The organism is Vannielia litorea (genome assembly GCF_900142295.1).
In the GTDB taxonomy this organism is placed as follows: Bacteria; Pseudomonadota; Alphaproteobacteria; order Rhodobacterales; family Rhodobacteraceae; genus Vannielia; species Vannielia litorea.
Window position 1 is genome coordinate 1419127 of sequence record NZ_FSRL01000001.1, and the last position, 23871, is coordinate 1442997.

The 23871-nt window shown below is 67.0% G+C and carries 17 protein-coding genes; 6 read left to right on the forward strand and 11 right to left on the reverse strand.

From position 1 onward, the window contains the following. Window positions 1–312 precede the first annotated feature (312 nt). From BUR94_RS20640 to BUR94_RS07105, 4 genes are all read left to right on the forward strand, one after another. Window positions 313–489 carry a hypothetical protein gene (locus BUR94_RS20640; RefSeq protein ID WP_175570434.1) on the forward strand — a complete coding sequence of 59 codons (177 nt, stop codon included), beginning with the start codon at window positions 313–315 and terminating at the stop codon, window positions 487–489. Next, on the forward strand, window positions 489–3833 hold the full coding sequence (locus BUR94_RS20875) for a Hint domain-containing protein (protein ID WP_245794398.1): 3345 nt from the start codon (window positions 489–491) through the stop codon (window positions 3831–3833). Before BUR94_RS20640 ends, BUR94_RS20875 begins: the two co-directional genes overlap by 1 nt. A gap of 450 nt (window positions 3834–4283) precedes the next feature. After that, window positions 4284–6143 carry a Hint domain-containing protein gene (locus BUR94_RS21040; protein ID WP_074255518.1) on the forward strand — a complete coding sequence of 620 codons (1860 nt, stop codon included), beginning with the start codon at window positions 4284–4286 and terminating at the stop codon, window positions 6141–6143. A gap of 279 nt (window positions 6144–6422) precedes the next feature. Beyond that, a complete protein-coding gene (locus BUR94_RS07105) occupies window positions 6423–11147 on the forward strand; it encodes a Hint domain-containing protein (protein WP_084192948.1) in 4725 nt (1574 codons plus the stop codon). A gap of 33 nt (window positions 11148–11180) precedes the next feature. On the opposite strand, the gene BUR94_RS07110 is transcribed toward BUR94_RS07105, so the two are convergent. The 11 genes from BUR94_RS07110 to BUR94_RS07160 all read right to left on the reverse strand — a co-directional run bounded on the left by BUR94_RS07110 (window position 11181) and on the right by BUR94_RS07160 (window position 21501). Further along, on the reverse strand, window positions 11181–11783 hold the full coding sequence (locus tag BUR94_RS07110; RefSeq protein WP_074255520.1) for a nucleotidyltransferase family protein: 603 nt from the start codon (window positions 11781–11783) through the stop codon (window positions 11181–11183). 30 nt (window positions 11784–11813) lie between these two features. Next, entirely contained in the window at window positions 11814–14222 is a 2409-nt protein-coding gene (locus BUR94_RS07115) for a GcvT family protein (RefSeq protein ID WP_074255521.1), read from the reverse strand. Between the two features lie 346 nt (window positions 14223–14568). After that, entirely contained in the window at window positions 14569–15867 is a 1299-nt protein-coding gene (locus tag BUR94_RS07120; protein ID WP_074255522.1) for a branched-chain amino acid ABC transporter permease, read from the reverse strand. A gap of 70 nt (window positions 15868–15937) precedes the next feature. Continuing rightward, on the reverse strand, window positions 15938–16948 hold the full coding sequence (locus BUR94_RS07125) for a branched-chain amino acid ABC transporter permease (protein ID WP_074255523.1): 1011 nt from the start codon (window positions 16946–16948) through the stop codon (window positions 15938–15940). Further along, window positions 16948–17358 (reverse strand): hypothetical protein, encoded by a 411-nt coding sequence (locus BUR94_RS07130; protein ID WP_074255524.1) that lies wholly within the window; start codon window positions 17356–17358, stop codon window positions 16948–16950. The genes BUR94_RS07125 and BUR94_RS07130 overlap by 1 nt, the downstream gene beginning before the upstream one ends. Beyond that, window positions 17355–17744: a hypothetical protein gene (locus BUR94_RS07135; RefSeq protein WP_074255525.1), complete on the reverse strand. Its 390-nt coding sequence runs from the start codon at window positions 17742–17744 to the stop codon at window positions 17355–17357. The genes BUR94_RS07130 and BUR94_RS07135 overlap by 4 nt, the downstream gene beginning before the upstream one ends. After that, a complete protein-coding gene (locus BUR94_RS07140; protein ID WP_074255526.1) occupies window positions 17741–18112 on the reverse strand; it encodes a hypothetical protein in 372 nt (123 codons plus the stop codon). The genes BUR94_RS07135 and BUR94_RS07140 overlap by 4 nt, the downstream gene beginning before the upstream one ends. Further along, on the reverse strand, window positions 18112–18498 hold the full coding sequence (locus BUR94_RS07145; protein ID WP_074255527.1) for a hypothetical protein: 387 nt from the start codon (window positions 18496–18498) through the stop codon (window positions 18112–18114). Before BUR94_RS07145 ends, BUR94_RS07140 begins: the two co-directional genes overlap by 1 nt. 2 nt (window positions 18499–18500) lie before the next feature. After that, on the reverse strand, window positions 18501–19319 hold the full coding sequence (locus BUR94_RS07150) for an ABC transporter ATP-binding protein (RefSeq protein WP_074255528.1): 819 nt from the start codon (window positions 19317–19319) through the stop codon (window positions 18501–18503). 102 nt (window positions 19320–19421) lie between these two features. Next, entirely contained in the window at window positions 19422–20204 is a 783-nt protein-coding gene (locus BUR94_RS07155) for an ABC transporter ATP-binding protein (protein ID WP_074255529.1), read from the reverse strand. Window positions 20205–20304: 100 nt separating this feature from the next. Continuing rightward, window positions 20305–21501, reverse strand: coding sequence for an ABC transporter substrate-binding protein (locus BUR94_RS07160; RefSeq protein WP_074255530.1), 1197 nt, complete (start codon window positions 21499–21501; stop codon window positions 20305–20307). Window positions 21502–21651: 150 nt separating this feature from the next. On the opposite strand from BUR94_RS07160, the gene BUR94_RS07165 reads away from it, so the two are divergent. After that, a complete protein-coding gene (locus BUR94_RS07165; RefSeq protein WP_074255531.1) occupies window positions 21652–22740 on the forward strand; it encodes a PQQ-dependent sugar dehydrogenase in 1089 nt (362 codons plus the stop codon). 156 nt (window positions 22741–22896) lie between these two features. Next, window positions 22897–23871, forward strand: coding sequence for an ABC transporter substrate-binding protein (locus BUR94_RS07170; protein ID WP_074255532.1), 975 nt, complete (start codon window positions 22897–22899; stop codon window positions 23869–23871).

Genomic DNA, 23871 nt, shown 5'->3' on the forward strand with positions numbered 1-23871 from the left:
CGCGCCTGGAACGGCTATACCGAAGGCGCCCAACTGGGGGGCGATGTTTGCTGGCTGCGGGGGCGGCCGCACGACGACGCAGAGGTCATTTCTGCGGGATCGGTGCGTGTCTGCTGTCGCTTTTTTGGCAGTCAAACACGACAGGTGTGGAGGCATGGGCCCGAAAGAGGCCTGGACCTTCCCGATACCACTCCGGCGCGTTTGCTCGCGTTTCGGACACCGTTCCCCTTTTGGCTGAAGAGTGCGTGTCGCGCGGAACCGCTATTGGCCGGCTGCGCCGCCCGGGGTGGGTGAGGGTGAAGGAACGTTTGGATGACGACGGATGATGCAGCGCGAGCGAAGCTCGATCCAACGACCGGGAGTTTTGTCCCGGCGCTGCTGCTCCTGACCCAGAGTGTTCAACGCGGTCCCGTGCGCGGGGCCGGTCACGAAATGAAACGCGCGGGGTCGCTGCCGACCGCATCCGCAAGCTTGCAGGGGAAGATCTGATGACCAAGGTCACACTGGATTTCAACGACGCTGCCACCGGCACCGTTGTGGACAACGAATACAAGTCGGAAGGCGTGACGATCTCCTCGATCGTGAACGGCACCGTGAACGGGTCGAAAAGCCCGGCGATGATCTTCAACACGGCAAAGCCGACCGGCGGTGACACCGACCTGGCCACCAGCAACCTGGGCAAGGTGCTCATCATCAGCGAGGACGGCGACTCCAACGACCCCGATGACGAGGCCTGCGGCGGCACCCTGCGCTTTGACTTCGACGAAAACGTCACCTTCCACGGCCTGACCCTGCTCGACGTGGAAGAGGGCGCCTACGTGAAGCTCTATGACGCCGATGGCAAGTCGCTGGGCTACAAATACGTCACGACCAAGAACAACGGCCAGTGCGACGTCAACTTCGGCGCGGTCGAAGGCGTGGCGCGCATGGAAGTGGTGCTGAAAGGCTCCGGTGCCGTGGACAACGTGTCCTACACCCTCCCCGAGCCCGAGAGCGAGCTTGACGGCATCGTCGAGGGCACGGCTGGGGACGATGTGATCGACACCGCCTACACCGGCGACCCCGAAGGCGACATGATCGACAACAACGATGCGATCCTGCCGGGCGAGGCCCCGAACGATGATATCGTGGTGGCGGGCGACGGCGATGACATCGTCAAGTCCGGCGAGGGCGACGACGAGGTTTATGGCAACGGCGGCTCCGACACGCTTTATGGCGGCGCGGGCAACGACATCCTGATCGGCGATGCGGCCGGCGCCTACGGCAACGGCGCGGGCGGCGAGACCTCGGAGCAGGAAGTGTTCAAGTGGTCCGAACTCAAGGACTACAACGGCGGCAGCCTCCAGAACGGCGAAAAGATCGTCAGCCAGAGCCAGGACACCGGCGACAACGTGGTGAAGCTGACGCTTCAGAAGTCCTACGACAACACCTTCTCGACCGACCAGCAGAAGGTGCATTCGATCGACACCGGTAACCTGCCCGGCGCGAACCCCTATTCGTCGCTGGAAAGCGAACTGGACGACAAGGGCGACAGCCAGACCTACACGCTGGAGTTCGAGAAGGATGCCGAGAACGTATCGTTCCGCATAAACGACATCGACTTCGACAGCACCGTGGTGGTGAAGGCCTACGATGCCAACGGCAATGCGGTTTCGGTCAACATGACCGCTGGCAGCGGCGTGGCGCTCTATGACAACGATGGCGTGGCCGGCAAGGAAACCGCAGTGTCCAAGGGTGGCGGCCAGCCGGACACCTCGCCGACCTACTCGGCGCTGGTGAGCGCGGCCGGTCCGGTGGCGAAGCTCGTCATCACCCATAGCCAGCACGGCAATTCCGACAGCGGCGTGAACGTGACCGATATCTACTTCGACACGGTCATTGCCGGCGAAGGGTCGGGTGCGGAAGGCAACGACACCATCTACGGTGGCGACGGCGACGACTACATCGAGGGCAATGGCGGCGACGACTACCTGAACGGTGGCGAAGGCGACGACACGATCCTCGGCGGGTCTGGCAACGACGAGATCCACGGCGGTGGCGGCAACGACACCATCGACGGGGGGTCGGGCAACGATTACATCACCGGCAACCGCGGCGACGACGTCATCGAAGGTGGCGAGGGTGACGATGTCATCTACGGCCAGGACGGCAACGACCAGCTCTCGGGCGGCGCGGGCAACGACTACATCCGCGGCGGCCAGGATGCCGACATCATCGACGGCGGCGACGGCGACGACGAGATCTACGGCATGTCGGGCGATGACACGATCACCGGCGGCAAGGGCAACGACTACATCGATGGCGGCGGCGGTGAAGACACCATCGACGGTGGTGACGGCGATGACACGATCATCGGCTGGAACAACAAGGACACCATCATCGGCGGCAAGGGCAACGACACCATCACCGCCGGCGGCTCCGATGACATCGTTCATGCCGGTGACGGCAACGACACCGTCGATGGCGGCGATGGCAACGATTACATCGACACCTCGGGCAACATTCACCCGGTGACCGGCCTCTCGGGCACGCCAGACCAGGGTTACCCGGGGATCTGGGCGCCCGACGCCGACCCCAATGACGACAAGGACACTGTCTACGGCGGCAAGGGCAACGACACCATCATCACCGGCGACGATGACGACTACATCGAAGGCGGCGAAGGCAACGACACCATCAATGCCGGCTACGACGATGACATCGTCTACGGCAACGAAGGCGACGACTACATCGTCGGCGGCGAGGGCAACGACTACATCGACGGAGGCGACGGTGACGACATCATCTATGGCGGTCTCGACCCGGCCTTCCCGGATGCGCTGAACATTCCCGACGAGGATGGCGACCTGCGCCCCGACAACGGCGATGACGAGATCCACGGCGGCGCCGGCAACGACCGGATCTTCGGCCAGGACGACGACGACCTGATCTACGGCGACGAGGGTGACGACTACCTCGACGGCGGCGTGGACGATGACACCATCTACGGTGGCACCGGCAACGACACGATCATCGGCGGCGAGGGCGAGGACAAGCTCTACGGCGACGACGACCGCGACACCTTCATCGGCGGCAACGCGGGCGACCATGTGGACGGCGGCGCGGGTGGCGATGACTACGACACGCTGGACCTGACCGGCTCGGGTGTGGACTACATCCAGTACACCTCTCCCGACAAGGAAGACGGGATCGTTCACTTCCTCGACGGCGGCACGATGACCTTCGAGGAAGTCGAGAACGTCATCCCCTGCTTCACCCCCGGCACGCTGATCGCGACGCCGCGTGGCGAGGTGGCCGTGGAAGATCTGAAGGTGGGCGACAAGGTCATCACCCGCGACAATGGCATCCAGGAGATCCGTTGGCTGGGCCGGACCGAGGTGGGCACGGTGGAGCTGATGAAGCGCCCCGAGCTGCGCCCCGTCCGGATCGCCCAGGGTGCGCTCGATGGCAACCTGCCGGAGCGTGACATGCTGGTGAGCCCGCAGCACCGCGTGCTGGTGGCTTCCGACCGCGCCGCGCTCTACTTCGAGGAGCGCGAGGTTCTGGTGGCGGCCAAGCACCTTGTGAACGGCAAGGGCATTGCCGAGGCTGCCGACGTGGCTAGCGTCACCTACATCCACTTCATGTTCGACCAGCACGAGGTGGTTCTGTCGGATGGCGCCTGGACCGAGAGCTTCCAGCCCGGCGACTACACGCTGGAGGGGCTGGACCGCGAGCAGCGCGAGGAACTCCTGGCGCTGTTCCCCGAACTGAAGGAGAAAGCGGGCCGCGATGGATACAGCGCTGCGCGCAAGACCCTGAAGAAGCACGAGGCCCTGCTGCTCACCGAGTAAGAGGCTCTGGCACCCGGCGATGGCATTCATCGCCGGGCGTCGCGCCGCAGGGTCGGGGCCGAACGCCCCGAAAGCGGCAGATCATCCACATCCGCGCCCCGGCTGTCATGGGGCGGGTCCGCAAGGGCCCATGGTTGGCAGCCGATGAAGGGCGATCCCCGAGGGGACATATGCAGCTTGTCCGCGCGGCGAAAGCCTCGCGGACATCTGCGTTTCAGGCCCGGCACGATGCTGCTGCACTGCGGCGGGTGGACAGTGGGGGCCATGGGGCCGGGATTGTTTCTGGCTCGTGAACAGGGCTGCGATGTTCCGCCACGTCACCAAAATGCGGACTGAATATGGCAGGATTCTGGTGTAAGGAGGGCCCCGCTGCTCATGTCGCGGTTTCTGCCGCCGCACAATATGCCCATCTGCCGGGCTGTTCTAACTAGTACTGGGGGACCAACCACCATGGCCACGATCAATGGCAACGACACCGATGAAACCATCCAGGGCACGGATGAGAACGATGTCATCAATGCGGCGGGGGGCAATGACCGGGTCTCCGGGGAAGGCGGCGACGACACCATAAATGGCGGCGACGGCAATGACGTGATCTTCGGCGATGCGGGCGAGGGCACGGCCCCCGGCAATGACGCGACGCCCCTGCAGCTTTCGATCTTCAATGTGCGGCCGGGCAGCGAGACAGCCTCTGCGGCAAACAGCGCAACGCCGGGCGACAGCGTGATCTACGACCGCGTGGCCACGCTCGATGACGGCACCAGCATCTCGGCCCGGCTCGTGCTGGTCAGCGTGTCGGATTCGCGGCTGCAGGTGGATCTCGCCAGTGGCAACGGCTCGGAGATCCTGCTGAACGGCGGCAACAGCCGGTTCCGGGCAGGGGACGAGGCGACCTTCCGGCTCGAGTTCTTCAACCCGGTCACGGGCGAACCGGTGGCGCTCAACTCCACCGCCACCTTCAACGATCTCGACCAGAACAGCGCGACCGACTTCGAGGCGGTGACGCTGGATGCAGGCAGCTTCGGTGCCTATGGCACGGCGGCCGACACATCGCTCGCGGTGAGCTCCGGCGCCGGGTTCGTGACCGCGCGCGGCACCGAGGCCAACACCCCCAGCGACCAGGACGCCTGGTTCTCTGCGGAATTCGACAACCGCACAGCGATCGAGTTCACCCTGACGACGCGCAGCACGCAGTCGGGCTTCTCGATGAACGGAGACCTGATCGACGACGTGATCGTCGAGCCGATCCCGGACGGGAACGACACGCTCTTCGGCGGGGCCGGCAACGACACGATCTACGGCCAGGGCGGCAATGACGTGATCGACGGCGGCAGCGGCAACGACGTGATCGAGGGCGGCACTGGCGATGACGTGATCACCGCGGGCGACGGGTTTGACCTGGTCAACGGCGGCGCAGGCAACGACGAGATTCACGGCGGCGGCGACAACGACGTGCTCTCGGGCGGCGACGATGCCGACACGATCTTTGTCGACAGCCTCGGCTCGGCGGGGGTGAACAACACCACTGTCAACGGCGGATCGGGTGGCGACGATTGGGACGTGCTCAACCTCGGCGGTTTGCGCAGCCAGGGATTCAAGATCACGAACCTCGTGCAAAATCCTGAAAACAATGGGACTCCAGGGTTCAACGGGCAGGTGCAGCTGTTCAACGAGAGCACCGGGCAGTGGGCCAACATCACCTTCACCGACATCGAGGAGATCATCCCCTGCTTCACGCCGGGCACGAGGATCGCCACCGCCAGGGGCGAGGTGCCGGTCGAGCGGCTGAAGGCGGGTGACCGGGTGATGACCCGCGACCATGGCTTGCAGAGGATCCGCTGGGTCGGACGCAAGACGCTGGGTGCGGCGCAGCTGGCCCGCCAGCCCGAGCTGCGGCCGGTGCTGGTGACCAAGGGCGCAATGGGGCAGGGGCTGCCGGAGCGCGACATGATGGTTAGCCCGCAGCATCGGATGCTGGTGACGGGGGACCGTGCCGCGCTGTGGTTCGAGGATCGCGAGGTTCTGGTGGCCGCGCTGCACCTGGTGAACGGCGGCACCATCCGCCGGGCCGAGGTGGAAGAGGTGACCTATATCCACATACTCTTCGACCAACACGAGGTGGTGCTCTCCGACGGGGCCTGGACCGAGAGCTTTCAGCCCGGCGACCGGACCCTGGCCGGGCTGGACGGGGCCGCGCGCGCCGAGGTGCTGGCGCTCTTCCCCGACCTGGCGGAAGCCGAGGGGCGTGACGGATACCTGGCCGCGCGTCGCGTGCTGAAGCGCCACGAGGCCGCCCTGGTCGCCGTCTGATCCGCCACGGGACCTTGCTCATCCGGGGGTTGACTGGCTCCCCGGGTGACGCCGGGAAAACTCTTCTAGTGATTGAAAACAGGGGCATTTTCGCGCCTCTTGCCTTATTTCTGCCGCGATAAAACCCCTCGGTCTTCAGCATTTCTCAAAGTTTCGCCGCTTTAGTCGCGCATATCTCCTCGCGTGCGAGCCCGAACGGCCTCGCAGAGTAGGGACAATCGGCTGAGAAGGGTGCGCAGACACCTGCATGAGCTGGACAGCGCGAGCAGGACACCGACGATGGCGATTGGGTACAGGGTAAACCTTGGTGACGGGACGTTGCAGACCGGCGACAGCATTGTCGGCGGGATGGAGGCCTTCTCTGTCGACGAGGTCATCGGGACCGGGCAGTGGCGCTGGACCGGCACCTACACCGGAAACGGCTCAACCTACACCAACATCACCGACAGCGGCACCTACTACCTGGCCACCGACGGCAACGTCTATTTCGTGCCGGACAACTACTTCATCAGCTCGATCACCTCGGCGACCGCCACCAGCGCGCCCACCTATACGCCGCCCGTCGCCGGGCCGGTCGATGGCACCAGCGGCGACGATGTGATCGACGGCCGCTTCGAGGATGCGCAGGGCGACGAGATCAGCGGCAATGGCAACGTCATCAACGCTGGAGCGGGCAACGACACCATCGTGGCCGGGGCCGGCAACGACACGATCAACGGCGGCTCCGGTGCCGACACGATCCATGCCGGCAGCGGCAACGACACCATCTCGGGCGGTGACGGCAACGATATCATCCACGCCGACAACGCCCCGGTCTCCGCCACGAACGAGGCGCTGAACTGGACCGACCAGGTCGGCAGCGGCACAAATCTTGCCGCAGGCTTCACCCAGAACACCGGCACGATGAACGTGTCGGTGCGCATCGACGACGATGGCGGGCTGAACGCGGCCGAGGTGTCGAACAGCACGCAATACGTAAACACCGGCCAGGGCGAGACCTTTGCCAACAACTCCTCGCTCTTTCTGGGCGGCGACGGCGCATCCAACACCGGCTTCTCCAACACCGGCACGGTGACGATCGACTTCAACGCGATTGCCGGGTCGGGCATGTCGAACCAGGTGGGCAACGTCCGGTTCCGGATCAACGACATCGACCAGGGCGGGTGGGACGACCTGATCACCGTGGTTGCCTATGACGCGCAGGGCAACAAGGTGCCGGTCACCTTCCGGCTCGACGGCGACGACAGCATGTATGACGCCGACACGATCAACGGGGCCGGCAGCAACTCCGCCGCCGACGTGGGTGGCTCGGCGCTCATCACCGTGACCGGGCCGGTGGCGCAGATCATCATCGCCTATCAGAACGATGGCAGCTCGGGGCAGGCGCTCTGGATCACCGATGTCGAGTTCACCACCATCCCCGACAGTGCCGCGGGCAATGACACCGTGTCCGGCGGGGCCGGGAACGACCAGATCTTCGGCTACGGCGGCAACGACACGCTCGATGGCGGCACCGGCAACGACATCATCGACGGCGGCACCGGCAATGACGTGATCACCGGCGGCTCGGGCAACGACACGATGAGTGGCGGGGCGGGCGACGACGGTTTCATCCTCGGCAACAGCTTTGGCACCGATACCATCGTCGGTGGCGAGAGCGGCGAGACCGCAGGCGACAGAATCGACGCCAGCGCGGTGACCCAGAACCTCACCGTCAACCTGACCAGCCCGGAGAGCGGCACGATCACCGGCACCGGCAGCAATGCCAGCTTCAGCGAGATCGAGCGGGTCACGCTGGGCAGCGGCAATGACACGGTCACCGGCTCCTCGGGCAACGACTACATTGCCACCGGTGCGGGCGCCGATACCGTCACGATGGGCGCGGGCAACGATACCGTGCTCCTCGGCGCCGGCGATGGTGCGGTGGATACCGTGGTGTTCGGCAACGGCCACGGCCAGGACCGGATCGAGGGCTTCGAGGCGCCCACCGCCAATGGCGACGGCACCTTTGCCGGGCGCGACCAGATCAACGTGAGCGGGCTCAACGATGCCGGGGGCAACCCCGTTTCGGTGCATGATGTCGTCGTCACCAACGACGGTTCCGGCAACGCGGTGCTGACCTTCCCCAATGGCGAGAGCCTGACGCTGGTGGGCGTCAGCCCCGCCGTGGCCGCCCAGCCGATGTGGTTGATCGCCGCCGGAATCCCGGGGGACGGGATCGTCAGCGGCACCGCCGGGAACGACGTGATCAACGGCACCTACACGGGCGACCCCCACGGCGACATGGTGGACGCGGGCGACGCGATCCTGCCGGGCGAGACGGGCAATGACGACATCATCCAGGCCGGGGCCGGGAACGACACCATCTATGCCGGCCTCGGCAATGACGAGGTTTATGGCGAGGCCGGTGACGACACTGTCATGCTGGAGAACGGCTTCGGCAACGACATCATCGTGGGCGGCGAGACCGGGGAGACCACGGGCGACACGCTCAACGCCTCGCTCGTGAGCGGCAACCAGACGGTCACCTTCAGCGGTGGCGAATCCGGTACGCTGACGGTGGGCGGCAACACCGCGACCTTCAGCGAGATCGAGGCGGTGGTGACCGGCTCCGGCAATGACGTGGTCACGGGCGGCGCGGGCAACCAGACCGTCTATACCGGCGCGGGCAACGACAGCATCGCGCTCGGCGCGGGCAACGACGCGATCTATGCCGGCACCGGCGACGACACGATCACCCTGGGCGAAGGCTTTGGCGTGGACACGATCGTCGGCGGCGAGGGCGGCGAGACCGCGGGCGACCTGCTGGACGCGGGCGCCATGACCTCGGGCGTGACGGTCACCTATGCCGGCACCGAGAGCGGCACGCTTGCCCAGGGCGCCAATGCCGCGACCTTCTCGGAGATCGAGCGCGTGGTCACCGGCTCGGGCAATGACACCGTCGATGCCACGGCGGCAACCGGCGGGGTGAACCTCGCCACCGGCGCAGGCAATGACACGATCAGCCTCGGCACGGGCGACGATGTGCTGGATGCGGGCACCGGCAGCGATGTGGTTTCGGTGTTCGACGGGTTCGGAAATGACACGCTCCTGGGGGGCGAGGGCGGCGAAACGCTGATCTTCGGCGGCCTGGCCGTTGGCGACGTGCTCATGGCCGATGGCCTGACCAGCGACGTGACCCTCACCTTCACCGGCGCCGAAGCGGGCACCATCGGCGACGGCACCGACACGCTGAGCTTTGGCGAGTTCGAGACGGTGGCGCTCGGGTCGGGCGATGACACGGTCATCGGCAGCGCGGGCAGCGAGGTGTTCGACACCGGCGCGGGCTCCGACACGGTGAACGCGGGCGCCGGAAACGACACCTACGGGCTCGGCTCGACCGGCGACTTTGCCACGCCCGACGGCGATGCCGACACGGTCGTCTTTGCCGATGGCGACGGGCAGGACACCGTCTATTTCTTCGATGCGCCCACGCCCATCGGTGACGGCACCTTCACCGGCATTGACCAGATCGACGTGAGCGGCATGACCGACGCGGGTGGCGACCCGGTTTCGGTGCATGACGTGGTGGTGAGCGACGATGGTTCGGGCAATGCGCTGCTGACCTTCCCGAACGGCGAGTCGCTTCTGCTCATGGGCATTGCGCCCGCAGAGGCCTCGGACCCGATGTGGCTCATCGCGGCGGGTATTCCGGGCGATGGGATCGTCAGCGGAACCGCGGGCGATGACGTGATCGACGCGAGCTATGCCGGCGATCCCCATGGCGACATGGTGGACGCGGGCGATGCGATTCTGCCGGGCGAGGGCGCACAGGACGACATCATCGAGGCCGGCGCGGGCAACGACACGATCTATGCCGGGGCCGGGGACGACGAGATCTACGGCGAGGACGGCGACGACCGTTTCATGCTGGAAGATGGTTTTGGCGCCGATGCGATCATCGGCGGCGAGGGCGGCGAGACCGACGGCGACACGCTCGACACCACCGGCGTGACCTCGGGCGTGACGGTGACCTTCAGTGGTTCTGAGGCGGGCACGGTCAGCGATGGCACCGACACCGCCAGCTTTGCCGAGATCGAGAACATCGTGACCGGCGCGGGCGATGACGTGATCGTCGGCACCGCCGCGAGTTCGGGCTTTACCGCCGACGCGGGGGCCGGCAATGACGTGCTCATCGGCGGCGCGGGGGCCGACACCTTGCTGGGCGGCGCTGATGCCGACACCTTCTATGCCGGTCCGGGAGACCATGTGCAGGGCGGCGAGGCCGGATTTGACGCCGACGTGCTCGACCTGACCGGCGCGGGCCCGACCCGGGTGATCTACGACAGTGGCAACCCCGAGAGCGGCACGGTGCAGTTTCTCGATGGGTTGGGCAACGTCACGGGCACGATGACCTTCTCCGAGATCGAGACGGTCAACTTTATTCCCTGTTTCACGCCGGGCACGATGATCGCCACGCCCGAGGGGCCGCGTGAGGTGGAACGGCTGGGGCCGGGTGACCGGGTGCTGACCCGTGACCATGGCGTGAAGCGCCTGCAATGGGTCGGCCAACGCCTGCTGAACACCCATCACCTGCGGGCAAACCCGAAACTCCAGCCGGTGCGCATCAAGCAGGGCGCCCTTGGCTATGGCCTGCCGGAGCGCGACATCATGGTGAGCCCGCAGCACAAGATGCTGATCTCGGATGCCCGTGCGGAGATGCTTTTTGGCGAGCACGAGGTGCTGGTCTCGGCCATTCACCTCGTCGGGCTGCCGGGGATCGAGCAGGTGGAGGTGGAGGAGGTCGTCTACATTCACGTGATGTTCGACGCCCATGAGATCATCATGGCCGAGGGCGCATGGACCGAAAGCTACCAGCCGGGCGCGCAGGTTCTGGGCGAGATGGAGGATGAGCAGCGCGAGGAGATCCTGGAGATCTTCCCCGAGCTGCGCCGGGATGCCAACTCCGTCGTGACGGCGCGTATGGCCCTGAAGAAACGGGAAGTGACGGCGCTGTTTCACTGAAGGTGGGGTTTATCCCGGCGGCCCGAGGGCCCGTCAGCTCGGGGTGTTCGTGGCCTTGCGCCAGGCGGCCCAGGCTTCGGGCGTGTCGAGGTCGAGCCGCGCATGCTGGCCGGGGAGCGGCGTGAGGTGCACGCGGTCTCCGGCGGCGGCGACGACGGCTCTTGCGCCGTCATCCCCTTGGAGTTGCATGATTTTCTCATAAAGCGGCGCGGCGAAGATGACCGGGTGGCCGGGCTTGCCGTCTTCGGTGGCGCCGCGCCAGACAAGAGCCTGCGGGTGGGTGGCGTGGCTTGCGATCACGGCGCGGAGGTCCTGTTCGGTAAGCTCGGGCAGGTCGGCGAGCAGCAGCATGAAGGCGGGCGCTTGCGGAAGGGCTTCGAGGCCCGCGCGGAGGGAGGCGTTCATGCCCTCGGCGGCGCCCCGCACGGTGAGCGGGCGGGCGGCGGTGTGGTCGATGGCGGCGCGGCGGGCGGGGCGGTCGGGGGGCAGGGCGACGAGCACGAAGTCACTGACCCGGCAGGCCATGTCGGCGATGCGGGTGAGCAGGGGAATGCCCTGGATCGGCTCCAGCAACTTGTCGCGCGGGGCCATGCGGGAGGCAGCCCCGGCGGCGAGAATGAGGATCGGCAGGGTCATGATTTTCTGTAACCCTGCCGGGGGCCTGGCTCAAGCACGCAGGGCTTTGCCCTCGGGGTCGAAGAGCGGGGTGGTGGTGAGGCGCGCGGGGCGCATCTGGGAGAGGATCTCGATCTCGGCCTGCTGGCCCTCTTGGGCGAATTCGCGGGGGATGAGCGCCAGGGCGACGGATTGGCGAGCGTGGTGCGAGTAGCCGCCGGAGGTGCAGAAGCCCACGACCTCGCCATTGATCCAGACCGGCTCGTAGCCGTGCACATCGGCGGTGTCGGCGTCGACGAGGAAGGCCACGAGCTGCCGGGCGGGCGGGTTGGCGCGCTCGGCCTCTGCATGAGCTCTACCGATGAAGTCGCTGTTCTTCTTGAAGGAAATGAAACGGTCGAGCCCGGTTTCGGCGGGCGTGTAGTCGGGCGAGAACTCGCGCAGCCAGGAGCCGAAGAAACGGTCGAGGCGCAGCGACATCATGGCACGCATGCCGAAGGGGGTGATGTTGTGGGCCTGTCCGGCTTGCCACAGCACGTGCCAGAGGTGGCGCTGGTCCATCTGATCACAGTAGATCTCATAGCCGAGGTCGCCGGTGTAGCTGACCCGCTGGACGGTGCAGGCGACCTGTCCGACCACCATGTGCGCGACGCCCAGGAAGGGGAGCGCGGCGACATCGGCGGAGGTGCAGGCTTGCAGCACGTCGCGCGAGCGCGGGCCGGCGAGCTGGAAGCCGGTGAGACGGTCGGAGACGTTCTCGACGGTAACGCCTTCTTCAGCATGGTGCTCGAACCAGCGGCCGTGCATCGCTTGCGCCCCGTAACTCGCTGTAAGGGCGAAGTTTTCCTGGCCCATGCAGGAGATGGTGAAGTCTCCGATGATGCGGCCCTTGGGCGAGAGCATTGGGGTGAGGCTGATCTTGCCCTCCTGCGGGACGCGGCCTGCCATGATGCGGTCGAGCCAGTCGCGGGCCCTGGGGCCGGTGACGCGGAACTTGCCGAAGTTCTGGATCTCGTTGATGCCGACGCTCTCGCGCACGGCCCGGACCTCGCGGCCGGTGGCCTCGAAGGCGTTGGAGCGGGTGAAACTGGGCGTCTCGTAGCTCGGTTCGTCTCCCCGCGCGAAGTAGTTGGGCACCTCGAGCCCGAACTGGTGGCCCCAGACTGCGCCAAGATCGTTAAAAATGTCATACATCGCGGTTGTCCGGTGCGGACGGGCGGCGGGGCGCTCCTCGTTGGGGTAGCTGACGGAGAAGCGTTTCTGATAGAATTCAATGACCTTGGGGACGGTGTAGCCCGGGGTGATCCACTTGCCGTAGCGGCCCACGTCGAGGCCGGTGACGTCACGCTCCGCCTCGCCCTCGATCATCCATTGCGCCAGCGTCAGGCCGACGCCGCCGCCTTGCGAGAAGCCCGCCATGACGGCGCAGGCGGACCAGTAGTTGCGCAGGCCGGGGACGGGGCCGACGAGGGGGTTGCCGTCGGGGGCGAAGGTGAAGGGGCCGTGGATGACGCGCTTGACGCCAGCGCGCTCCAGCACGGGGAAGCGGTGGTAGGCCATCTCGATGCTGTCGGAGACCTTGTCGAGGTTGTCGGGCAGCAGCTCGTGGCCAAAATCCCAAGGCGTTCCAGCCTCCGCCCAGGGCTCGCAGGGCTGCTCGTAGAAGCCTATGCAGAGGCCGCGGCCCTCCTGGCGGAAGTAGGATTCTCCCGCGCAATCAAGCACGTGGGGGAACTCGGTGGCGCGCTCGTAGATCTCGGGGATGTCGTCGGTGACGAGGTACTGGTGCGCCATCGGCAGCAGCGGCAGGTAGACGCCCGCCATGGCGCCGACCTCGCGGGCCCAGAGGCCGGCGGCGTTGACGACGTGCTCGGCGTGCACGGTGCCCTTGTTGGTCACAACGTCCCAGGAGCCGTCGGGGCGGGGCTTCAGGTCTTCGACCTTGCAGTGAGTCTCGATCTCGGCGCCGGCCAGCTTGGCGGCGCGGGCGTAGGCGTGGGTGGTGCCGGAGGGGTCGAGGTGGCCGTCGAGCGGGTCGTAGAGGCCGCCGAGGATGCCGCTCAAGTTGACCAGCTCGGCCAGTTCGCCGATCTCCTCGGGCGTGACGATGCGGGTATCGAGGCCCATGTAGCGGTGCTTGGCGCGCTCCGCTTTCAGCATGTCGAAGCGCTCCGGCGTCTCGGCCAGGGTGATGCCGCCGACGTGGTGGAGGCCGCAGGACAAGCCGGTGATCTCTTCCAATTCCTTATAGAGACCAATGGTATAGCCCTGGAGCGCGGCCATGTTGGTATCGGAGTTCATGGTGTGAAACCCGCCCGCCGCGTGCCAGGTGGAGCCGGAGGTGAGCTCGGAGCGTTCGAGCAGGAGCACGTCGGACCAGCCGAGCTTGGTGAGGTGGTAGAGCACCGAGCAGCCGACGACGCCACCGCCGATGACGCAGACGCGGGTGGTGGTTTTCATGGTGGCGACTCCCTGGTGTGTTCTGCCTCGATGCTGTGAGGGGAGCGTGGCTTGTGCTGGCCGTTCAGCGACATTGGATGTCGGAAACGGGGAGCGTTCAGGCGGGTTAACGGGCGGATTAACCGTGAAAAGGAGGGAGTCACAACCCATGCACAACCCATGCACAACCCATGCACAACCCATGCATACGCGGATTTGGCCCCGGCGCGCGAGTAACGAAGGTTACCGGGGCGTGACGGTGGGTGTGATCACAGACGGGGCGAGGGCGGTCGGATGGTTGGCGAGAGATCCTCGGGGCAGGCCCGAGGATGACGGTTGGCGGGTCCGAGGGTGACGGGAGCCGGGTTTACCGTTCGGGGATCAGGCCGCGCGGAGAGAAGCGCAGGACGAGGAGCAGGACCACGCCCATCGTCAGAAGCCGCATGTGCTGGGCGCTGTCGAGAAGGTGGGCCTTGAGCCAGGATCCGTCGGCCATGGGCAGGGTGACGAACTCCATCATCGCCCGCCCCAGCGGCTCGACCTGGATCCAGAGCCACCAGACCAGCAGCCCGCCGAGCAGAGCGCCCAGGTTGTTGCCGGAGCCGCCGACGATGACCATGACCCAGATCAGGAAGGTGAAGCGCAGCGGCTGGTAGGTGCCGGGCGTCAGCAGGCCGTCGAGCGTGGTCATCATGGCGCCGGCCATGCCGCAGATGGCGGAGCCGAGGATGAAGACCTGGAGATGGCGACGGGTGACATCCTTGCCCATGGCACGGGCGGCGGTCTCGTTGTCGCGGATGGCGCGCATCATCCGGCCCCAAGGCGATTTGAGCGCGAGTTGCAGGGCGACAATGATGAGCACGAGGATCGCGGCGAAGAGGCAACCGTAGAGCAGCTTGACGTAGAGGGTGGAGGCGGTCTCGGGCGGGAGCTTGAACGACGAGGCCCAGCCGCGGAAGGATTCAGAGTGCTGGAGGTCGATCTCGTAGGGCACCGGGCGCGGGATGCCGTTGACGTTTTTCACGCCGCGGGCGAGCCAGTCCTCGTTCTTCATCACGGCGATGATGATCTCGGCGATGCCGAGGGTGGCGATGGCGAGGTAGTCCGACCGCAGGCCCAGTGCTGTCTTGCCGACGATCCAGGCGGCGCCGGCGGCGAGCAACCCGCCTGCGGGCCAGGCGAGGATCACGGGCAGCCCGAGGCCGCCGAGGTAGCCGGTGGAGGCGGGGTTGACCGCTTCGACGGCATCGCGGGCGGGGTCGAACACGAGGCGGTAGAGCACGAAGCCGACGATCACCACGGCGGCGGTGGCCAGCAGGCGCGTACGCCCCGGCGGCAGCCGGTTGAAGGTGACGATGCCGGCCGCCACGGAGGCCGCACCGAGCACCAGGCCAGCCCAGAGCCGCGCGCCTCCTGCGGCCCAGGCCTCGGGCACCGGCGGCATGGCGATGAGCACGGAGGCGAGGCCCCCCAGGGCCACGAAGCCCATGACGCCCACGTTGAAGAGGCCGGCGAACCCCCATTGCATGTTCAGCCCCAGGGCCATGATGGCCGAAACCAGCCCCATGTTGAGGATGGTCAGCGTGGTGTTCCAGCTCTGGACGAAGCCGGTGCCGATGTAGAGCACGGCAACGAAGAGAAAGAGCAGGGCGGGGTGGAGCTTCATGCGAGCCTCCGGGGTTCTTCGGTGGGCAGGGCAGTGGGCGCGGTGCGCGCCAGGAGGGCGTGAGCGCGGATCATACGGATTTGCCCTTGAAGAGGCCGGTGGGCTTGATGAGGAGCACGATGACCAGGATCGCGAAGCTCACGGCGAACTTGTACTCGGTGGTCAGCAGCTGCAGCAGGCCCGTGGGGGCCAGCGCGTCGGGCAGGACGTAGGTGGCGACCTTCTTGAAGGCGTAGGTGACGGTGACCTCGGAAAAAGCGATGACGAAGCCGCCGGCGATGGCGCCCAGCGGGGAGCCGAGGCCGCCGACGATGGCGGCGGCGAAGATCGGCAGCAGCAGCTGGAAGTAGACGAAGGGCTTGAACGACTTGTCGAGCCCGTAGAGCACGCCCGCGATGGTGGCCAGCGCGGCGACGATGAGCCAGGTGACGGCGACGACCCGTTCGGGGTTGATGCCCGAGAGCAGCGCGAGATCCTCGTTGTCGGAGAAGGCGCGCATCGACTTGCCGGTCCGGGTGCGGCCGAGGAACCAGAACAGCAGCACGACGCAGACGGCGGCCACCACCATCGTCAGCAGTTGGGTGGAGCGCAGGGCGAGGCCTTCGTCCAGCCCGGTCATCCGTTTGAAATTGCCGGCGGAAATGACAAAGCGGGCGCCGTCGGCGAAGTTCTGGTCGTCGACGCCGATGATGAAGCGGGTGATACCGTTGAGGATGAACATGACGCCGATGGAGACGATCACGAGGATCACCGGCGCGGCCTTTTGCCGGCGGTAGAAACGATAGACCGCGCGGTCGGTGCCGAGCACCAGGAGCGCGGTGGCGCAGATGCCGAGGGGCAGGGCGAGCAGCGCGGTGGGCAGCGGCCCGAGGCCGATGCCGAGCGCCTGAAGGCCCCAGGTCAGCAGGATGGTGATGGTGGTGCCGAAGGCCATGGTGTCGCCGTGGGCGAAGTTGGAAAACCGCAGGATGCCGTAGATCAGCGTGACCCCGAGCGCGCCGAGGGCCAGCTGCGAGCCGTAGGTCGCGGCCGGGATGATGACGAAGTTGAGGAGCGCCACGACGGCGTTGAGCAGGTCCATCAGCCGGAGATCTCGCAGGTCAGGATGTCGATCTCGGCGTAGGTCTCCGGGTAACGCTCGGTCGGGAGCCATTGGCGGATCCAGAGCGCAGAGTCCTCGCCGGTGAGAACGAAGGTGTGCAGGTGGCCATCGCCCGGCTGCCATGTCCATGGTCCGGTGTGCGAGAGGCCGCGGGCGGGCAGGGCGGTGGCGCCCTCGGGAGAGAAGCGCCAGTCGCCGGTGCCGGAAGGGTCGATGGTGACGGGCGCGAGGCTGAGCGTGACCGGTCCGGAGAAGCCCGAACAGGCGCCGGCCTGGTCGCAGCTCTTGAGGTAGGTGCAGGCGAGGTCGAGCCGCGCGCCCTCGGCCAGGGCGGGCGCTGGCGGGGCAAGGCTTGCCAGGGCGAGGGTGGCTGCGGCGCGCAGGGTCACGGGACGATCTCGCAGGTGCCGTGGAAGCTCTGGCTCTGGATGCCCTCGACGGAGTTGTGCATCGCGTAGCGGGTGATGCCGCGCTTGAAGATCGAGACGAGGTGGATGGAGTCGAACTCCATCGGCGAGACGAAGCTCTGGCTGTCGCCCAGCGGATCGCGGATCTGGCGGACCGGGATGACGCGGGCCGAGGCGGCGCCGCCGGTTTCCATCTCCCATTCATCGGGCTGGGTGGCATCGGCGCGGGGGCGGATGGTGAGGGTCAGGCCGGACGGCTGGCAGGAGCGCTCCTCGACGCAGTAGCGGGTGTAGCTGCACTCGTAGCCGACGGCCAGTGCCGGGGCGGGGGCAAGAAGCGCGAGGGCAAGAAGGGCGCTGCGCGTCACGTGCGGGCCTCCAGGTAGCTGACGAGGGCTTCGCGGCTGCTGCAGTCTGCCTCTTCCAGAACGCTCTCGCCGCCCATTGGCTGCACCATGATCCGGGTCGTGCCGTCGGGCAGCAGGTGCAGCGCGAGGTAGAGCTTGTCGGCGGTGGAGCTGGCAAAGAGCCGCAACCCGTTGCGGCGGGTGAGCCTGGCGCTTTGCGGGCGGGCGCCGATGAGGGTGAGCAGCGCGGGGCGGGCAGGGTCGTCCTGGGCGGTGACCCAGACTTCATAGGAGGCCGAGCTGCACATGGCGATCGGCTCGTCGTCGGACTGGGCGCCAAGCGGGCTGGCCAGGAGCGCAAGGGCGGAGGGCAGGGCGAGGTGGCGCATCAGAGCGGATCTCCCGCGCAGGTGCCGATGGTCATCAACCCGTAGGGCGCGCCGAAGGTCAGCCCGTGCACGGTGAGGATGAAGGCGCGCTCGTCGCTGAGCGAGAGCATCGCGGCATCGCCCCGGCGCGGGTCGATCACGGTGAAGACGCGGGTGCCGCCATCGCCTGCGGGTTGCTCGGCGAGCAGCATCCAGGGCTCCCGGGATTCCGCGGGCTCCGTGGGGTCGAGCAGGGCGAGACCCTCGGCGCGCATCTCCAGCGCAAAGGGGCCCTCGGAGTGGTCAAGATCGCAGGTGCCGTCGGTGAGGCAGGCCGTGGAAGGGGTGCAGTCGAGCGCCAGGGAAGGACTGGAAAGCAGCGCAATGACACAGGCTTGGCGCAGCATCCTCATCCTCCCAGAAAGCTCTGGCGGACCTCTGGATCGTTCAGCAGATCCTGCCCGGTGCCGGTGTGGGCGTTGCTGCCCTGAACCAGAACGTAGCCCTTGTCGGCGATCTCGAGCGCCTGGCGGGCGTTCTGCTCGACCATCAGCACGGGCAGGCCGGTGCGGGCGACCTCGATGATGCGGTCGAAGAGCTCGTCCATCACGATGGGCGAGACGCCGGCGGTGGGTTCGTCGAGCATGAGAACCTTGGGCTGGGTCATCAGCGCCCGGCCGACGGCGACCTGCTGGCGCTGGCCGCCGGAAAGCTCGCCCGCGGGCTGGCGGCGCTTTTCCTTCAGGATCGGGAAGAGGTCGTAGACCTGCGCCATGGTGCCCGAGATGTCATCTTCGCGGATGAAGGCACCCATCTCGAGATTTTCCTCCACGGTCATGGAGGTGAAGATGTTGTTGGTCTGGGGCACGAAGCCCATGCCCGCGCGCACCCGGTCCTGCGGGCTGAGGTCGGTGATGTCCTTGCCCGCGAGCCGCACGGAGCCCTTGCGCAGGTTCAGCATGCCGAAGACGGCCTTCATGGCGGTGGACTTGCCCGCGCCGTTGGGGCCGACGATGACCGCGATCTCGCCGGGCTCAACGGCGATGGTGCAGTCGTGCAGGATGTCGGGGCCGGTGCCGTAGCCGCCAGTCATGCTGTCGCCGATGAGAAAGGCGCTGCCGGTCATCGCCGCCTCGCCGCTGCCGGGCGCGGGGGTGAGGGTGGAGGCGGGGCGGGGATTGGTGATGGAGCGGTCGGCGTTGCCGCGGCCGGAGTAGGTGTCGGACATGTCAGCAGCCTCGCGGGACGCGCGGGTGGAGGGCGTGCACCGGTGCGACCGGGGCCGGGCGGGCCTGGGCGGCCTGAGCGGGCAGGGCAGGGGCGATGCGGATCACGCGGGCACCTCCTTCTTGTGCTTCAGGCCGGTGCCCAGGTAGGCCTCGATGACGTGCTCGTTGGCCTTGATCTCGGCCAGCGTGCCCTCGGCCAGCACCTTGCCCTCGGCCATGCAGATCACCGGGTCGCAGAGGCGCTCGATGAAGTCCATGTCGTGCTCGATGACAACAAAGGTGTAGCCGCGCTCCTTGTTCAGGCGGATGATCGCGTCGCCGATGGTGTTGAGCAGGGTGCGGTTCACGCCCGCGCCGACCTCGTCGAGAAAGACGATGCGGGCATCGACCATCATGGTGCGGCCCAGCTCCAGCAGCTTTTTCTGGCCGCCGGAGACCTGGCCTGCCTTGTGGTCGGCCAGGTGGGAGATGGTGAGGAATTCGAGCACCTCGTCGGCCTTGGCGCGCAGCGCGCGCTCCTCTTCGGCGATCCGCTTGCGGCCGAACCAGGTGTTCCACAGCGCCTCGCCTGTCTGGCCGCCGGGGACCATCATCAGGTTCTCGCGGCAGGTCATCGAGCCGAACTCGTGGGCGATCTGGAAGGTGCGCAGCAGGCCCTTGCCGAAGAGCGCGTGAGGCGGCAGGCCGGTGATGTCTTCGCCATTCATCGTGACGCGGCCTGACGTTGGTTCAAGAACGCCGGCCACCACGTTGAAAAGCGTGGTCTTTCCTGCGCCGTTTGGGCCGATCAGGCCGGTGATGGAGCCGGGCTGAATGGTCAGCGTGGCGCCGTCGACGGCGTGAAAGCCGCCGAAGTGCTTGTGCAGGTTCTCGACCTGGATCATCGCAGCCTGTCCATTCTGGCGTTATTGCACCGCGCGGGGGCGGTGGGGCAGAAGGCGCAGCCCGGGAGAACGCGTGGTTCGCCCGGGCCGGCCGATGTGCTTAGCGGTATTCCTGCGTCTTGCGCTCGCCGCCCTCGAACCCGTAGATCCGGAAGTTGCCCGCGGCCTCGCCCGATCCGATCAGCTCGACGGCGGTGGCACCGACGTAGTCGATGTCTTCGCCCGCGGCGATCAGTTCCAGCGCCTTCTGCAGCTCGCCGGGATAGATCTTTTCGCCCGGAGCGTTGGCCACGTCCATCACCTTGGTCTTGTAGGTTTCGGCGTCGGTCGCCCCGGCGGCCTGCATCGCGAGAAGCAGGAGCGCGGCGGCGTCGTAGCTTTCGCCGGTGTAGGAGGAGGTGGGATCGAATCCGGCGGCACCGGCCAGTTCGGTGAACATGGCGTTGCCGGGGCTGTCGTTGCCGGGAACCGAGCCGATGGTGTTGTCGAGCCCGTCGCCGAACACCTCGACGAGGCTGTCGCCATACATGCCGTCGGGCAGGAAGAAGGCATCGAAGGCGCCGGTATCGAGCGCCGCCTGGATCATGCCGCGACCGCCCTGGTCGACGTAACCCGCGACCACCAGCATGTCACCGCCGGCGGAGGCCAGCGCCGCGACTTCGGCGGAGTAGTCGGCCTTGCCGTCCTCGTGGGCCGCCGAGAGGGTGACGCTGCCGCCGGCCTCTTCGTAGGCGGCCTGGAAGGAGTCGGCGAGGCCCTTGCCGTAGTCGTTGTTGGTGTAGGTCAGCGCCACCGACATGATGCCCTTTTCCTTCAGCACCTCGGCCATCACCACGCCCTGGCGGGCGTCGGAGGGGGCGGTGCGGAAGAACAGGTCGTTGTCTTCGGCGGTGGAGAGGCCCGGCGAGGTAGCCGAGGGCGAGATCATCGCGACGCCATTGGGCATGGCGACATTGGTCAGGACGGCACCGGTCACGCCGGAGCAGTCGGCGCCCATGATGCCCATCACCCCGTCAGAGGTGATCAGGCGCTCGGCGGCGGCGGTGGCGGCGGCGCTGTCGATGCAGGTCGAGTCGGCCTCGACGGCGGTGACGGTGGTGCCGCCAAGCAGTGCGCCGCTGTCGGACACCTCCTTGATCGCCATCATGGCGCCGTCGCGCATGGCGGGCGTGATCGATTCGAGCGGGCCGGTGAAGCCCAGCATGATGCCGAGCTTGACTTCGTTGCCGTGGCTTGCCGCCAGAGCGGGGCCGGCGAGCGCGGCCAACGCGGTGGTGGCGAGGATCAGTTTTTTCATTGTGGGTCTCCCTGTTGGAACATTGTCCTGCGCGAGAGCCTAGACCGGGAAATGCGCTTTGGAAAGCGGGGGTTTGCGGGGGACCTTGCGGAAAGTTGAATGGGCCGCTCGCCGGTGCCGGGCTAGCTTTGCGGAAACGGGAGATTTGCGATGACAGGACGGATGGCAGGGCTGATCGTGGCCGGTGTAATGGCGCTGACCGGGGCGGCGGCCTTTGGGCAGGGGGTTCGCATGGAGCGCATCATGGCGGGGCTCGACGAGCCCTGGGGGCTGGCCTTCATGCCGGGCGGCGGCTTTCTGGTGACCGAGCGGGGCGGCGATCTGACCCTGGTCAGAAACGGCAAGGCGCAAAGGGTCTCCGGTGTGCCGCAGGTCTATGACAGCGGGCAGGGCGGGTTGCTCGACATCATGGTGCCAAAGGACTTTGCCACGAGCCGCGAGGTGTTCGTGAGCTTCGCCAAGGCGCAGGGCGGTGGTGCCGGCACGGCGCTGGGGAGGGGCCGGCTCAGCGCCGACGGCACGGCGCTGGAGGGCTTCGAGGTGATCTACGAGATGGATCCGGGCTCCAGCGGCGGGCGGCACTTTGGCTCGCGAATCGTGGAGGGGGCGGATGGGCTCATCTACCTCACAATCGGCGAGCGCGGCGACCGGCCCGCGGCGCAGGACCTGAGCCGGGAGAACGGCTCGGTGGTGCGGCTGGCACGCGATGGCACGGTACCGAAGGACAACCCCTTTGCCGGACGCGCGGGCGCGCAGCCGGAGATCTGGAGCTACGGCCACCGCAACCCGCAGGGCGCGGCGCTGGACGGGCAGGGGCGGCTCTGGGTGGTAGAGCATGGCGCGCAGGGCGGCGACGAGCTGAACCTGGTGCGGAAGGGCGCCAACTACGGCTGGCCGGTGATCTCCTACGGGCGGCACTACTCGGGCGCACGGATCGGCGAGGGCACGGCCAAGGACGGCATGGAGCAGCCGGTGCGTTACTGGGACCCCTCGATCGCGCCCTCCGGCCTGATGTTCTACTCCGGCAAGCTCTGGCCGGAGTGGAAGGGGCAGGTCTTTGTCGGGAGCCTGAAGTTCGACATGATCTCCAGACTGTCTGCCGACGGGCGCACCGAGCTGGAGCGGATCGAGACGCGCGAGACCAGCCGGGTGCGCGACGTGCGCGAGGCGCCGGACGGGACGATCTGGTTTCTGTCGGTCGGCGAGGGTGCGGTTTATCGCATGAGGCCCGCGCAGTAGAGGGCGCCGCCGAGCGCTCCCTTGGGGGCAAACAGCGGCAAGACATCATGCGCGATGCGGCACGGATCGAAACCGGCGCGCGGGCCGAAGGGCCTCCCCATCCGGGCGTGCATCCCGTAGAAGCGGGGCAGGGCCCTTCACGCCGGGAGATACGAGATGAAAAGGTTGAGAACGCTGGCCCTCGCGGGGGTGGCGGTGGCGGCCGGGGCCGTACAGGCGCTGGCGCAGGACCTTCCGGTGATCCGGCTGGCCACGCTGGAGATCGGCACGGTCAATTGGGAGCTTGCCACCATCAAGGAAAACCGGCTCGACGAGAAGCACGGGTTCACCCTCGAGATCCAGAGCTACGCCGACAACGGGGCCACACGGGTGGCGCTGGAGGGCGATGCCGCCGACGTGGTGGTGGCCGACTGGATCTGGGCGGCCCGGCAGCGGGCGGCGGGCCGGGATTATGTGGTTGTTCCCTATTCCAAGGCGGTGGGCGGGCTGGTGGTGCCGGCAGGCAGCACCGCGCAGACCTTGGAAGACCTCAAGGGCGCCAGGATCGGCATTGCCGGCGGGCCGCTCGACAAGAGCTGGCTCATCCTGCGAGCCTATGCCACGCAGGCATACGGGATGGATCTTGCCGGTGAGACCGAACAGGTGTTCGGGGCGCCGCCGCTGATCTTCAAGGCCGGGCTGTCGGGTGAGACCGGAGGGGCGATCAACTTCTGGCACTTCCTGGCCAAGATGAAGGCGGCGGGAATGCGGGAGCTGATCTCGGTGGAAACCGCCAGCAAGGCGCTTGGGCTCGACCCGGATACGCCCTTGCTGGGCTACGTGCTGAAAGAGAGCTTTCTGGCCGCGCACCCGGAACTCGGGCACGCGCTCTACCGCGCGTCGCGTGACGCCAAGGACCTGCTCGCCCATGATCCGGCAGCCTGGGAGGCGCTGCGCGACCAGATGAATGTGCAGACCGAGGCCCAGTTCGAGACGCTGAAGGCCGATTTCATCGCCGGGATCCCGGCCGACCGTCCGGTGAGCCGGGACGGGGCAGATGCGTTTCTCGTGGTGATGGCCGAACTGGGCGGCGCGGAGCTGGTGGGGCAGGCCACATCGCTGCCGGACGGGCTGTTTCTCGATGGTGAGTAG

What these genes read in the sequence shown, in the direction of transcription:
- BUR94_RS20640 (WP_175570434.1), top strand. Translation starts at nt 313, where the DNA reads ATGACGACGGATGATGCAGCGCGAGCGAAGCTCGATCCAACGACCGGG.
- BUR94_RS20875 (WP_245794398.1), top strand. Translation starts at nt 489, where the DNA reads ATGACCAAGGTCACACTGGATTTCAACGACGCTGCCACCGGCACCGTT.
- BUR94_RS21040 (WP_074255518.1), top strand. Translation starts at nt 4,284, where the DNA reads ATGGCCACGATCAATGGCAACGACACCGATGAAACCATCCAGGGCACG.
- BUR94_RS07105 (WP_084192948.1), top strand. Translation starts at nt 6,423, where the DNA reads ATGGCGATTGGGTACAGGGTAAACCTTGGTGACGGGACGTTGCAGACC.
- BUR94_RS07110 (WP_074255520.1), bottom strand. Translation starts at nt 11,783, where the DNA reads ATGACCCTGCCGATCCTCATTCTCGCCGCCGGGGCTGCCTCCCGCATG.
- BUR94_RS07115 (WP_074255521.1), bottom strand. Translation starts at nt 14,222, where the DNA reads ATGAAAACCACCACCCGCGTCTGCGTCATCGGCGGTGGCGTCGTCGGC.
- BUR94_RS07120 (WP_074255522.1), bottom strand. Translation starts at nt 15,867, where the DNA reads ATGAAGCTCCACCCCGCCCTGCTCTTTCTCTTCGTTGCCGTGCTCTAC.
- BUR94_RS07125 (WP_074255523.1), bottom strand. Translation starts at nt 16,948, where the DNA reads ATGGACCTGCTCAACGCCGTCGTGGCGCTCCTCAACTTCGTCATCATC.
- BUR94_RS07140 (WP_074255526.1), bottom strand. Translation starts at nt 18,112, where the DNA reads ATGCGCCACCTCGCCCTGCCCTCCGCCCTTGCGCTCCTGGCCAGCCCG.
- BUR94_RS07145 (WP_074255527.1), bottom strand. Translation starts at nt 18,498, where the DNA reads ATGCTGCGCCAAGCCTGTGTCATTGCGCTGCTTTCCAGTCCTTCCCTG.
- BUR94_RS07150 (WP_074255528.1), bottom strand. Translation starts at nt 19,319, where the DNA reads ATGTCCGACACCTACTCCGGCCGCGGCAACGCCGACCGCTCCATCACC.
- BUR94_RS07155 (WP_074255529.1), bottom strand. Translation starts at nt 20,204, where the DNA reads ATGATCCAGGTCGAGAACCTGCACAAGCACTTCGGCGGCTTTCACGCC.
- BUR94_RS07160 (WP_074255530.1), bottom strand. Translation starts at nt 21,501, where the DNA reads ATGAAAAAACTGATCCTCGCCACCACCGCGTTGGCCGCGCTCGCCGGC.
- BUR94_RS07165 (WP_074255531.1), top strand. Translation starts at nt 21,652, where the DNA reads ATGACAGGACGGATGGCAGGGCTGATCGTGGCCGGTGTAATGGCGCTG.
- BUR94_RS07170 (WP_074255532.1), top strand. Translation starts at nt 22,897, where the DNA reads ATGAAAAGGTTGAGAACGCTGGCCCTCGCGGGGGTGGCGGTGGCGGCC.